This window comes from Paucibacter sp. DJ2R-2, from assembly GCF_025717675.1.
Lineage (GTDB): Bacteria > Pseudomonadota > Gammaproteobacteria > Burkholderiales > Burkholderiaceae_C > Paucibacter_A.
The window spans coordinates 196,415-208,286 of the sequence record NZ_JAJIRT010000006.1; the positions used below are offsets into that span (position 1 = coordinate 196,415).

Consider the following 11,872-nt stretch of genomic DNA (forward strand, 5'->3'; position numbering starts at 1 on the left):
AAATCGCAAGGCTGGGCAACCCGCAAGGGTAGCGCAGGCCGAGCCGCAGCGCCGCAAGCCCCAGCGATTGCACTTTGTTGTTCATGCCACCGTCCTGTCAGGAAGCTTTCCATGTCCTTGTTTGCCGCCGTCGAAATGGCCCCCCGCGACCCCATCCTGGGCCTCAACGAACAATTCAATGCCGATCCGAACCCGGCCAAGGTGAATCTGGGCGTGGGCGTCTACTTTGACGAAAACGGCAAGCTCCCCCTGCTGAAATGCGTGGCCGAGGCCGAGCGCGCCATGCTGGCCGACCCCAAGGCCCGCGGCTACCTGCCCATCGACGGTATCGCGGCCTACGACAAGGCCGTGCAAGGCCTGGTCTTCGGCGCGGACAGCGTCGTGCTGGCCGACAAGCGCGTGGCCACCGTGCAAGCCATCGGCGGCACCGGCGGCCTGAAGATCGGCGCCGATTTCCTCAAGCGCCTGAACCCCGGCGCCCGCGTGCTGATCTCCGACCCCTCCTGGGAAAACCACCGCGCCCTGTTCACCAATGCCGGCTTCCAGGTCGACACCTACCCCTACTTCGACGCCGCCAATCTGGGCGTCAACTTTGAAGGCATGCTGGCTGCTTTGAATGCCGCCGCAGCCGGCACAGTCGTCGTGCTGCACGCCTGCTGCCACAACCCAACTGGCTACGACCTGACATCGGCCCAGTGGAGCCAGGTGGTCGAGGCCGTGAAAGCCCGCGGCCTGGTCGCCTTCCTCGACATGGCCTACCAGGGCTTTGGCGAAGGCATTGCCGAAGATGGCGCCGTCATCCAGCAGTTCCTGGCCGCCGGCCTGGACTTCTTTGTTTCGACCAGCTTCTCCAAGAGCTTCTCGCTCTACGGCGAGCGTGTCGGTGCGCTGAGCGTGGTGTGCGCGTCGAGCGAAGAAGCCGGCCGCGTACTGAGCCAGCTCAAGATCGTCATCCGCACCAACTACTCCAACCCGCCGACGCACGGCGCCCAGGTGGTGGCCACCGTGCTGTCCAGCCCGGCCCTGCGCGCCCTGTGGGAAGAAGAACTGGCCGGCATGCGCCTGCGCATTCGCGCCATGCGCACAGCCCTGGTTAGCGCCCTGCAGGCCGCCGGCGTCAAGCAGGACCTGAGCTTCGTCACCCGCCAAAAAGGCATGTTCAGCTACTCGGGTCTGAGTGCCGCGCAAATGCAGCGCCTGCGCACGGAGTTCGGCATCTACGGCGTGGATTCAGGCCGCATCTGCGTGGCCGCGTTGAACGAGAAGAACTTGCCGGCAGTGGCTGCAGCCATGTCGGCGGTGCTGCGAGGCTGAGGCCCGGAGTCGCGTGAGCCACTCATAGAACGCCCCGATTTGGGGCGTTCTGCGCACAATTTCGGGTTTGTTCGCTGCGAGCTGTCACGCTTTTCACCGCTAATAGCCGACCATGCCACTGTGCCGCGCGGAGTAAAATGCTGCACCGCACCATTGATTTCAGGCAAGATCGAGCTTCAGCAACCCAGCGCAGCACCGCCCTCTCCGCGGTTCGGCGCGCCATGACCCCGAGGCCTACCCATGCTGTACCAGCTTTTTGAAACCCAACGCGCCCTGATGAGCCCGTTTTCGGAGTTCGCGGCAGCCTCTGCCAAGCTCTACAGCCATCCGCTGTCGCCGTTTTCCCATGCCCCTATGGCCCAACGCGTCTCGGCCGGGCTGGACCTGATGCATCGTTTGGCCAAGGACTACGAAAAGCCGGAATTCGGCATCCGCGGAGTCGAAGTGGACGGCGTGGAAGTGGCCGTGCAGGAACTGGTGCCCATCAACAAGCCCTTTTGCCGCCTCTTGCGCTTCAAGCGCTACACCGACGACCTGGCGGTGCTGAGCAAGATGAAAGACCAGCCGACGGTGTTGGTCGTCGCGCCTTTGTCGGGTCACCACAGCACCCTGCTGCGCGACACCGTCAAGCAACTGCTCAAGGACCACAAGGTCTACATCACGGACTGGACGGACGCCCGCATGGTGCCGCTGGAAGTCGGCCCCTTCCACCTCGACGACTACATCGCCTATGTGCAGGAGTTCATCCGTCACTTGGGCCCGGACTGCCATGTGATCTCGGTCTGCCAGCCCACCGTGCCGGTGCTGGCTGCGATCTCCTTGATGGCAAGCCTTGGCGAGACCACGCCGCGCAGCATGACCATGATGGGCGGCCCCATCGACGCTCGCAAGAGCCCGACTGCGGTCAACAACCTGGCCATGAACCGCAGCTTCAATTGGTTCGAGTCGAATGTGATCTACCGCGTGCCCACCAATTTCCCCGGTGCTGGCCGCGCGGTCTACCCCGGTTTCTTGCAGCACACCGGTTTTGTGGCCATGAACCCGGACCGCCACCTGAGCTCGCACTACGACTACTTCCTCGACCTGGTGCGTGGCGACGACGACGGCGCTGATTCGCACCGTCAGTTCTACGACGAGTACAACGCCGTCCTGGACATGCCAGCCGAGTATTACTTGGACACCATCAAGACCGTGTTCCAGGACTTTGCGCTGGTCAACGGAAGCTGGAACGTCAAGGGTCAACTGGTTCGCCCACAGGACATCCAAGGCACAGCCTTGTTGACCGTGGAAGGCGAGTTGGACGACATCTCTGGAGCCGGCCAGACCCGTGCCGCCCATGCCCTGTGCTCCGGCATCGCGCCCGAGCATCAGTACCACTACGACGCCGTCGGCGCCGGGCACTACGGCATCTTCTCCGGCCGCCGCTGGCGTGAGAAGGTCTACCCGGAAGTGCGCGACTTCATTGCCAAATACGACCACGGCGAAACCGCTGCCGAGGCCGAAGCTCAGGCAACCGTCAGCAAGGCACGCAAAGGCCGCGCCAAGACTTGAAGCGCTCGACTGAAGCCATGCCGGTCGTCGGCCTGACGCTGGCAGATCGAATCGATGCCGCCTTGCCGCAGACGCAGTGCACTCGCTGCGGCTATGTGGACTGCCGCGCCTACGCGCAGGCCGTGGCCAGCGGCGAGGCCGAAATCAATCAATGCCCGCCCGGTGGCAGCGAAGGCGTGGAGCGTCTGGCTGCGCTGACGGGCCGGCACACCCTGCCTCTGAGCGCAGACCATGGCCAGGAAGGGCCGCGGGCGCTGGCTGTCATCGACGAAGCCTGGTGCATCGGCTGCACCCTGTGCATCAAGGCCTGCCCGGTCGACTGCATCGTCGGCGCACCCAAGCAAATGCACCTGATCGTGACCGAACAGTGCACAGGCTGCGAGCTTTGCGTGCCGGCCTGCCCGGTGGACTGCATCTCCATGAGCCCGGTCAGTGGCGAACAAACTGGCTGGCAGGCATGGAGCCCCTTGCAGGCCGAAGCGGCGCGCGCGCGATATAGCTTTCACCAGTTCAAGGTCGAGCGTGAGCTGCGCGACAACGCCGCCCGCTTGCAAGCCAAGGCTGAAGCCAAGCTGGCTGACCTGGCTGCCGCGTCCAAGCTGACGGCTCCGGACGATCTGGAGCGCAAGCGGGCCGTGATCCAGGCGGCCTTGGCACGGGCACGAGCGCAGCGCGAAGCTTGATTCAGGCCTCAACGGCCCATGCACAATCGCGCCCATGAACGCGCAACAGATCCACGGCTTTTTCACCACCCTGCGCGCTGCCAACCCCAGCCCGCAGACCGAGCTGGAGTACAGCAGCGTGTTCGAGCTGCTGGCGGCCGTGCTGCTCTCGGCCCAGGCCACCGATGTCGGCGTCAACAAGGCCACTCGGCGCTTGTTCCCGGTCGCCAACACGCCACAGAAGATCTTGTCGCTGGGCGAAGAAGGCCTGAGCGAGTACATCCGCACCATCGGCCTCTATCGCAGCAAGGCGCGGCACCTGATCGCCACCTGCCAGATCCTGGTCGAGCAACATGGTGGCCAGGTTCCACGCACCCGCGAGGCGCTGGAGGCCCTGCCCGGTGTCGGGCGCAAGACCGCCAATGTGGTGCTCAACGTCGCCTTTGGCGAGCCGACCATGGCGGTAGACACCCATCTATTCCGTCTCGGCAACCGCACCGGGTTGGCGCCAGGCAAGACGCCATTGGCCGTCGAGCTCGGCCTGCTCAAGCGAATTCCAGCCGAGTTTCTGGTCGATGCACACCATTGGTTGATCTTGCATGGCCGCTATGTCTGCAAGGCGCGGGCGCCGCTGTGTGAAAGCTGCAGCGTGGCTTCGTTCTGCGACGAAGGCCGCCGCCTACAATCCCGGCTTGCCAAAGTAGGAACTGTTCCGAAAAAGCCCTAGGGAGCCACGGGAAACCATGCCAAGCCTCAACGACTTGATCGACCGCGTCGAGAGATTGCTCTTGCGCCATGAAGAGTTGAAGCGCACCAATGCGCTGCTTCAGGAGCAAGTTCAAGCGCTGAGCCAAGAGCGTGACAGTCAGCGCTCGCGCCTGAATGCCGCTCGCGCGCGCATCGATGCCTTGCTGGAACGCCTGCCCGTCGAAAGTGAATCCGGAAAGAATCATCCATGAAGCAGATGGAAGTGACCATCATGGGGCAGAGTTATCTGCTGGGCTGCCCTGAAGGTGGCGAAGCGGCGCTGAGCAAGGCCGTCAGCCAGGTCGACAAAGAAATGAGCGCCATTCGTGACGCCGGCCGCGTCAAGGCGCGTGAGCGCATCGCCGTGCTGGCAGCACTAAACCTGGCTTACCAACTGGCAGAAGACAAGCCTGTGCCCGGGGTTCGCGGCAAGGCCTCCGGTGCCATCGGCGCTGAGCTTCCTGACCTCGACGGCCTGATCCGCCGCCTCGATGAAGCCCTGGGTCACGACGGGCAATTGCTCTGATTTCATCCTCGGCAGGCCTCGGTCGCCGTAGAATGACATCGTCCATCGCATTCGCGTGAGTTCTATATTTCCTTGAACCGATGCTCTTAGAGCTTGGGCTTGGAACATCGCCCGACTGGTGTGATCGTCTCGCGTCAGATGAACCCGAAGTTTGGCTGACCTTGCCCACCTGAATCCCCTGGGTTCAGGAATGCGGCTCACGGCTCGCGGTGGACACCTCATTCTTCCAATCGGCCCCTTGCGGGCCGATTTTCATTGCCGCCCCTGTCGAGACACCGCAGACCATGAAGCATTGGTTGATGAAGTCCGAGCCCTCGGAATGCTCGATCGATGACCTTGCGCGCGCGCAAGACCAAACTTTGCCCTGGGTCGGCGTGCGCAACTACCAGGCGCGCAACTTCATGCGTGACGACATGGCGCCCGGGGACGGTGTGCTGTTCTACCACTCGTCCTGCCCCAAGCCCGAACAGATTGGCATCGCCGGCTTCGCCCGGGTGGCCAGCCCGGCCTACCCGGACGCCACGCAGTTTGATCCGAGCAGCCCCTACTTTGACGCCAAATCCAAACCAGAGGCCGCGCGCTGGCTGAACGTCGACGTGCGCTTCGAGCGCAAGACCCGGCTGTTAAGCCTGGCCGAGTTGCGGATGCAACCGGACCTGGCCGGTATGCGCTTGCTGCAGGCAGGAAGCCGACTCTCCATCACGCCAGTCAGCGCCGAGGAATGGGCGCTGATCATTGAGCTGCTGAGCTGAGCGCTACAGCGGCAGGCTTAGACCGACTCAGCCTCCGAAAGGAATCGAAGCCAGCACCACCTGATTGCCGCCACGACGCTGAGCCTCATGCACAGCGGCCTCGCTGGCCGACCAGAGTTCTTCATGCTTGGATGCTGTGTGCGGGAAGCTGCTCACCCCCATGGACAAGGAAAGACCCATGTCCTGCCCATTGAGCACGATGATCTGAGCCATGCATTGGCGGCGCAGCTGCTCCATCCGGGCATGTGCAGTGGCCAGACCCACGCCTGAAAGCAGCACGGCAAAGCGGCTATGCCCAACCCGGCAGGCGGCATCCATCGCGCGCGTGTTAGCGCGCAGCATACGACCCATGCCTTCGAGCAGGCGTTGATTGGCCTCTTCGCCCTGGGCCTGCACGGCAGCTGGCGCCGGATCGAGAGCAATGATGACCAAGGCGAACTCACGGTGCTCGCGCGTGGACAGATCGATCTCGCGCAGAAGCTGATCGTCGAACTGCGCCTGCAGATACAGGCCGGAGACCTCATCACGTCCACTGCCCTGCTGCAGCTCGCGGCGGATCTGTTCCAGCGCTTTTTGCTGCTGCTCCAACTGTTGCAAGGCGCGCTGTAAATGGCTCTCGCGGTGCCGCTCCTCGGTTCGCTCCTGCCACACGGACAAGACAAACTCGCTACCCAGCGCGGCACGCGTGACGGTGAACTCGCGACGTCGCCCACTCAGTTCCAGACGATGCTCGCTGACGGTGATGGTGCGCTGGGCCATCACGGCCTGCTCAACACGGCGCATGGCCACCACTTCCTCGGCACGCATCAAGTCGTTGTCGACGCTGCCGACTACTGAGCTTTCGCTACGCTCAAACAGACGATCGAGCCCGGCGCTGGCAAACACATAGCGACCGGTGGCCAGCGACTTGATCGCTGCAAGCAAACTGAGCGGCTCCACCAAGCCAAGCAAGGTGCCGCCCATCTCGCTCGCCAAATCGGCATGCCCCGCCAGCCAATGGCTCAAGCTACCCGGTGCTGCCGGCGGCGCGTCGTTCTGAGCGGCTGAATTGTTCATGCGTTCTCAATCATTCGGGGTCCCCACGCAAAGCCTGGCTCCGTCCTCGGGCTTTTGCGCAAACGTTCAGGCACTGTAGATGGCTTCGAGTCAACGAATCAAGCGAGTCGCGGCTCGGCAGGGGCCTTCCCCCTAAGTTGGCAACAAGCTGCATGGTAGCGAAGTCACGGGGAGCCGGCCGAGGCCGGAGACGGGAAATTCTTCACGTTTGGCGCACTTCAACTCCATATCGACACGCACCGACGGGTTCTCAAGGGCAGCGACGAATGACTGCGGGACAATGCCTGCGCGCACAGCACCGTGCGGGCCTCCCTCTCCCTTCTATTTCATGCATTTCGATCTGATCATCATCGGTGCCGGCGCAGCCGGGCTGTTCTGCGCCGGCCAGGCCGGTCAAGCCGGCCAGCGCGTGCTGCTCATCGATCACGCCGAGAAGGTGGCCGAGAAGATTCGAATATCCGGCGGCGGGCGCTGCAACTTCACCAACCGTGATGTCGGGCCTGGCAATTTCCTGTCGGACAACCCGGCCTTTTGTCGCTCAGCATTGGCTCGTTACAGCAGTCAGGACTTCATCGCGCTGGTGCAAAAGCACGGCATCGCCTTTCACGAGAAGCACAAGGGGCAACTGTTCTGCGATGAATCCAGCGATCAGATCATCCAGATGCTGCTGAAGGAATGCGCCGCCGGCGGCGTCACCCACTGGCAGCCTTGCAGCGTGCAGGACCTGCAGCTCAAGAACATCCCTGAATCCAATGCGCGGTTTGAGCTGCATACCTCGAGAGGCACCGTCACCGCGCGCTCGGTGGTGGTCGCCACCGGTGGCCTGCCCATCCCGAAGATCGGCGCCACCGACTGGGGCCTGCGCCTTGCCAAACGACTGGGCCACGCCATCGTCGAGCCGCGTGCCGCGCTGGTGCCCTTGACCTTTGATGAGCAAGTCTGGGCGCCATTTTCAGCGCTGGCCGGACTGTCCCTGCCGGTCGCGGTCAGCACTGGGCAGGGCAAGAACAAAGGTCGTTTCCTCGAGGACCTGCTGTTCACCCACCGCGGCTTGAGCGGGCCCGCCATTCTTCAGATTTCCAGCTTCTGGGTCGAAGGTCAGCCCCTGCAGATTGATCTGGCTCCCGAACACAAGCTGCTGGCGCTGCTGCAGACGGCCAAGAACGAATCCAAGCGTCAACTGGGCAATGAACTGTCCAGCCTGTTTCCTCAGCGCTTGGCCCTGGCCTGGCTGGAACGCCTGGCATTGCCGGCGCAACGCCCAATGCCCGAATGCAAGGACCGGGACCTGCAGACCCTGGCGCAGCAGTTGCAAGGCTGGCAGCTCAGCCCGAATGGCAGCGAAGGCTGGCGCAAGGCCGAGGTGATGCGCGGCGGCGTCGATACCCGTGAGCTCAACTCGCAGAATATGGAGAGCAAACGCGTGCCTGGACTGCACTTTATTGGCGAGGTGGTGGATGTCACCGGATGGCTGGGCGGCTACAACTTCCAATGGGCCTGGTCCAGTGCCGTCGCTTGCGCACGTTCTTTGAACAAGGATGATTCCATAGCTTGAAAATCAGGCTATAATCTTCGTCTTTGCTGGCAAACCCTGCGCGTCGATTCGCAACGCTTTCTGAAGCGGAATCCGGATAAGCCGTTTCAGACACTGAGTTCCAAATGTCTTGGACGAAGTACTTGGCGAACACCGAGCGCATATTGAAGGAACTACCTTTTCATGACCACGATTCGCGTCAAAGAGAACGAGCCGTTTGATGTGGCCCTGCGCCGTTTCAAGCGCACTATCGAAAAATTGGGCTTGCTGACTGATCTGCGTGCCCGCGAGTTCTACGAGAAGCCCACGGCTGAACGTAAGCGCAAGAAGGCAGCTGCCGTCAAGCGTCACTACAAGCGCGTTCGCAGCATGCAGCTGCCGAAGAAGCTGTACTGATCGCCTGATCGCCACGGCGGTTCTTCCAGAACAGCCGCTCGGCCGAAAAAACCCGCACAGGACGCTGTAGCGGGTTTTTTTTGATTTTGCGAGGGCGCTCCAAGCGCCAAGCCAGGCAAGTACCGCGCCCTCGCTGCCACTCAATTCCTCCACCCCAAATCAGCCAGGATTTGCCATGAGCTTGAAAGACCGCATCACCGACGACATGAAAGCCGCCATGCGCGCCAAGGACAGCGAGCGCCTGACCACCATCCGTGGCCTGCTCGCCGCCATCAAGCAAAAAGAGGTGGACGAACGTGTGGTGGTCGATGACGTCGGCGTCGTCGCCATCGTCGACAAGCTGATCAAGCAACGCAAGGATTCCATCAGCCAGTTCAACGCCGGCGGCCGCCCCGATCTGGCTGAGAAGGAGCAACTGGAGCTGCAGATCCTGGAACCGTATCTGCCGCAGCGCATGTCGGCCGAAGAGGTGCAAGCCGCCGTCTCGGCCATCGTCAGCGAACTGGGCGCCGCCGGCCCCGGCGATATGGGCCGGGTGATGGCCGCCGTCAAGGCCCAGCTGGCCGGCAAGGCTGATATGGGCCTGGTATCAGGCGCCGTCAAACGAGCATTGAATCCCTGAGAGGAGCTGTCATGAGTCTGCCCGTGCAAACCATCAGTGCCGACTTTTGCGTGGCACCGCAGCTGCTGCCTGAAGCCATGGCGCAGGCAGCCGCAGCCGGCTTTCGCAGCGTGATCAACAACCGACCGGATTTCGAAGGCGGCCCAGATCAACCCAGCAGTGCCGCAATGGCGGCCGCCGCTCAGGCCGCAGGCCTGGCCTATCAGCACCTGCCAGTCAACGGCAGCTACCAGTCGCCGGAAGAGATCGCACGGTTTCGGCAACTGCTGGACCAACTGCCCAAGCCCATCCTGGCGTTCTGCCGTTCCGGCGCACGTTCGACCCGCTTGTTCAACGCCGCGTCCCTGCTCTAAGCCCTGCAAATGGCTCGGTGCTTTCCCTGAAGCCGCCCAAGAATGCGGCGAAGGCAGGGACAGAGTCGCTACAGTGCCGGGCTAGTGAACCCGGCTGACCGACTTGGTCAGCCCTGCGACCAGGACCTCGGACATGAAAGCACTGCTTGCGCTCGCCGGCGCCATCGACGCCCTGACGGCCCGCTTCGGCATCATTGCCCAGTGGGCCGTCTTTTTATCCTGCCTGGTCAGCGCCAGCAACGCTGTGGTGCGCTACACCTTCGACTACAGCTCCAACTCGTTTTTGGAGATCCAGTGGTACCTGTTTGCTGCCTGCGTCATGTTGGGCGCAGCCCAGGTCCTCAAGGTCAACGAGCATGTCCGGGTGGACCTGTTCTACAGCCGCTTGTCGGGGCGCGGCAAGGTCTGGCTTGACCTCGGTGGCCTGCTGGTCTTCTTGCTGCCTGTGATCGCCTACCTCTGCATGCTGTCCTGGGACCTTTTCATGGTCAAGCTCAGCACCGGCATGCGCCCGGAAGACAGCATGGCCAGCCTGGGCGCCCTGCCCTATATCTGGAAGCTGCTGAGCAGCGGCGAGGTATCCAACAACTCAGGCGGCCTGATTCGCTGGCCCGCCATGCTCATGTTGCCCCTGGGCTTCGCCCTGGTCTGGCTGCAAGGCCTGGCAGAACTGATCAAGCGCATTGCCTGGCTGGGGCACGGCTACGACATGGATATCCACTACGAAAGACCGCTGCAATGATGGCCATGGAGAGTTTCCCGCCGCTGATGTTCGCGGGCCTGATCGCGGTCATGCTGATCGGCTTTCCGGTCGCATTTTCCCTGGCGGCCTTGGGCCTGGCCTGCGGTTTCTTTGCCGTCTCTCAGGGCTGGTTCCCGCCCGCCTTCATGGCTGCATTGCCGCAGAATGTCTTCGGCATCCTGTCCAACGACCTGCTGTTGGCCATCCCCTTCTTCACCATGATGGGCGCGCTGCTGGAGAAATGCGGCTTGGCCGAGGACATGCTGGACTCCATGGGTCAGCTCTTCGGCCCGATCCGCGGGGGGCTGGGCTACTCGGTCATCATCGTCGGCTTCATCCTCGGCGCCATCACAGGCACGGTGGCCGGCCAAGTGATTGCCATGGCCATGATTTCTCTGCCCGTCATGATGCGCTACGGCTACAACATGCGCTATGCCACCGGCGTGCTGTCGGCCTCAGGCACCATCACTCAATTGGTGCCGCCCTCCTTGGTCCTGGTAGTGCTGGCCGACCAACTGGGCAAGTCCGTCGGTGACATGTACAAGGGCGCCTGGGGACCGGCGATTCTGCAGGTGCTGATCTTCGCGCTCTACACCTTTGTGCTGAGCCGAGTGAAGCCGGACCATGTGCCCGGCGTCCCCAAGTCCGCACGCACACTGCAAGGGATGGCACTGTGGGTCAAGTGCCTGCGCGGCATCATTCCCTCGGCCATCCTGATCTTTGCCGTGTTGGGCAGCATGGGCGGCTTGCCCGGCATCAACACCGCCGTCTGTACGCCCACAGAGGCGGGTGCCATGGGCGCCGTGGGCGCCTTCATTCTGGCGGCCTTGCACGGCCGACTGAGTTGGCCCTTGGTGCGCGAAGCCATGGCCGGCACCATGCGCATCACCGCCATGGTGGTGTTCATCCTGATCGGCTCGCGAACCTTCTCCCTGGTCTTTCAAGGCGTTGAGGGCGGCGTCTGGATCGAGCACATGTTGTCCGGCTTGCCCGGCGGTCAACTGGGCTTCCTGATTGCCGTCAATATCTTCATTTTCATCCTGGCCTTCTTCCTCGACTTCTTCGAGATTGCCTTCATCATCCTGCCCTTGCTGGCACCGGTGGCCGAGAAGATGGGGATCGATCTGATCTGGTTCGGCGTCATGCTGTGCGTGAACATGCAAACCAGCTTCATGCATCCACCCTTTGGCTTCGCCTTGTTCTACTTGCGCGGCATCTCGGACAGCCTGTTCAAGAGCGGCTCCATCCCGCGGCCGGTCGCTTCCCGCGACATCTATCTCGGCGCCATTCCTTGGGTATTGATGCAGCTGGTCCTGGTGGCCGTGGTGATCTTTTTCCCGCAGACGGTGACCGCCTTTCTGGACAAGGAAAAGGCCGTTGACATGAATCAGGCCACCGAAATGTTGCAAGACCTGGGCCGCGCCAGCGAGGCCAACGATGCAAAGCCCGACACCAGTGCCGAGGACGCAGCGCGTTTGTTCGCACCTGAGGCAGCACCCAGCGCTGCGTCGGCCGCTTCGTCAGCGGTGACCAGCGAGGGTGGCGAGGACCCGATGGAAGCCGTCAAACGCAGCCTGCAGCAAGACGCATCTGGCAAAAAGTAACTTGCGAACGCAG

14 protein-coding genes and 1 other RNA gene are annotated in these 11,872 nt (G+C 62.6%); 14 read left to right on the plus strand and 1 reads right to left on the minus strand.

Translation table 11 applies throughout. From position 1 onward, the window contains the following. Positions 1-111: 111 nt before the first annotated feature. From LNV28_RS15780 to LNV28_RS15810, 8 genes are all read left to right on the plus strand, one after another. The gene (locus tag LNV28_RS15780; RefSeq protein WP_263517328.1) at positions 112-1,314 is read left to right on the plus strand and encodes an amino acid aminotransferase; all 1,203 of its coding nucleotides are present in this window, start codon (positions 112-114) and stop codon (positions 1,312-1,314) included. Positions 1,315-1,554: 240 nt separating this feature from the next. After that, a complete protein-coding gene (locus LNV28_RS15785) occupies positions 1,555-2,865 on the plus strand; it encodes a polyhydroxyalkanoate depolymerase (protein WP_263517329.1) in 1,311 nt (436 codons plus the stop codon). A gap of 17 nt (positions 2,866-2,882) precedes the next feature. Next, positions 2,883-3,548 carry an electron transport complex subunit RsxB gene (gene rsxB / locus LNV28_RS15790; RefSeq protein ID WP_263517651.1) on the plus strand — a complete coding sequence of 222 codons (666 nt, stop codon included), beginning with the start codon at positions 2,883-2,885 and terminating at the stop codon, positions 3,546-3,548. 34 nt (positions 3,549-3,582) lie between these two features. Next, a complete protein-coding gene (gene nth / locus LNV28_RS15795) occupies positions 3,583-4,254 on the plus strand; it encodes an endonuclease III (protein ID WP_263517330.1) in 672 nt (223 codons plus the stop codon). Positions 4,255-4,270: 16 nt separating this feature from the next. Further along, complete coding sequence (locus LNV28_RS15800) at positions 4,271-4,486, plus strand: cell division protein ZapB (RefSeq protein ID WP_263517331.1); 216 nt, start codon at positions 4,271-4,273, stop codon at positions 4,484-4,486. After that, on the plus strand, positions 4,483-4,800 hold the full coding sequence (locus LNV28_RS15805) for a cell division protein ZapA (protein WP_263517332.1): 318 nt from the start codon (positions 4,483-4,485) through the stop codon (positions 4,798-4,800). Before LNV28_RS15800 ends, LNV28_RS15805 begins: the two co-directional genes overlap by 4 nt. A gap of 38 nt (positions 4,801-4,838) precedes the next feature. Next, positions 4,839-5,018: non-coding RNA, 6S RNA (gene ssrS, locus LNV28_RS25260), on the plus strand. A 66-nt stretch (positions 5,019-5,084) separates the two neighbouring features. After that, positions 5,085-5,552 carry an EVE domain-containing protein gene (locus tag LNV28_RS15810; protein WP_263517333.1) on the plus strand — a complete coding sequence of 156 codons (468 nt, stop codon included), beginning with the start codon at positions 5,085-5,087 and terminating at the stop codon, positions 5,550-5,552. A gap of 27 nt (positions 5,553-5,579) precedes the next feature. Here LNV28_RS15810 and LNV28_RS15815 read toward each other — a convergent pair whose 3' ends face one another. After that, complete coding sequence (locus tag LNV28_RS15815) at positions 5,580-6,608, minus strand: GGDEF domain-containing protein (RefSeq protein WP_263517334.1); 1,029 nt, start codon at positions 6,606-6,608, stop codon at positions 5,580-5,582. Between the two features lie 328 nt (positions 6,609-6,936). Here LNV28_RS15815 and LNV28_RS15820 point away from each other — a divergent pair, with 328 nt between their 5' ends. From LNV28_RS15820 to LNV28_RS15845, 6 genes are all read left to right on the plus strand, one after another. Next, the gene (locus tag LNV28_RS15820) at positions 6,937-8,163 is read left to right on the plus strand and encodes a BaiN/RdsA family NAD(P)/FAD-dependent oxidoreductase (RefSeq protein WP_263517335.1); all 1,227 of its coding nucleotides are present in this window, start codon (positions 6,937-6,939) and stop codon (positions 8,161-8,163) included. A gap of 162 nt (positions 8,164-8,325) precedes the next feature. Next, entirely contained in the window at positions 8,326-8,538 is a 213-nt protein-coding gene (rpsU, locus tag LNV28_RS15825) for a 30S ribosomal protein S21 (RefSeq protein WP_007833691.1), read from the plus strand. Positions 8,539-8,713: 175 nt separating this feature from the next. Beyond that, positions 8,714-9,160: a GatB/YqeY domain-containing protein gene (locus tag LNV28_RS15830; protein WP_263517336.1), complete on the plus strand. Its 447-nt coding sequence runs from the start codon at positions 8,714-8,716 to the stop codon at positions 9,158-9,160. Between the two features lie 11 nt (positions 9,161-9,171). Then, positions 9,172-9,513, plus strand: a complete 342-nt coding sequence (locus tag LNV28_RS15835; RefSeq protein ID WP_263517337.1) for a protein tyrosine phosphatase family protein — start codon at positions 9,172-9,174, stop codon at positions 9,511-9,513. A gap of 133 nt (positions 9,514-9,646) precedes the next feature. Next, positions 9,647-10,255, plus strand: a complete 609-nt coding sequence (locus LNV28_RS15840) for a TRAP transporter small permease subunit (protein WP_263517338.1) — start codon at positions 9,647-9,649, stop codon at positions 10,253-10,255. Beyond that, positions 10,255-11,859 (plus strand): TRAP transporter large permease, encoded by a 1,605-nt coding sequence (locus tag LNV28_RS15845; protein WP_263517652.1) that lies wholly within the window; start codon positions 10,255-10,257, stop codon positions 11,857-11,859. The genes LNV28_RS15840 and LNV28_RS15845 overlap by 1 nt, the downstream gene beginning before the upstream one ends. The last annotated feature ends 13 nt before the right edge of the window (positions 11,860-11,872 follow it).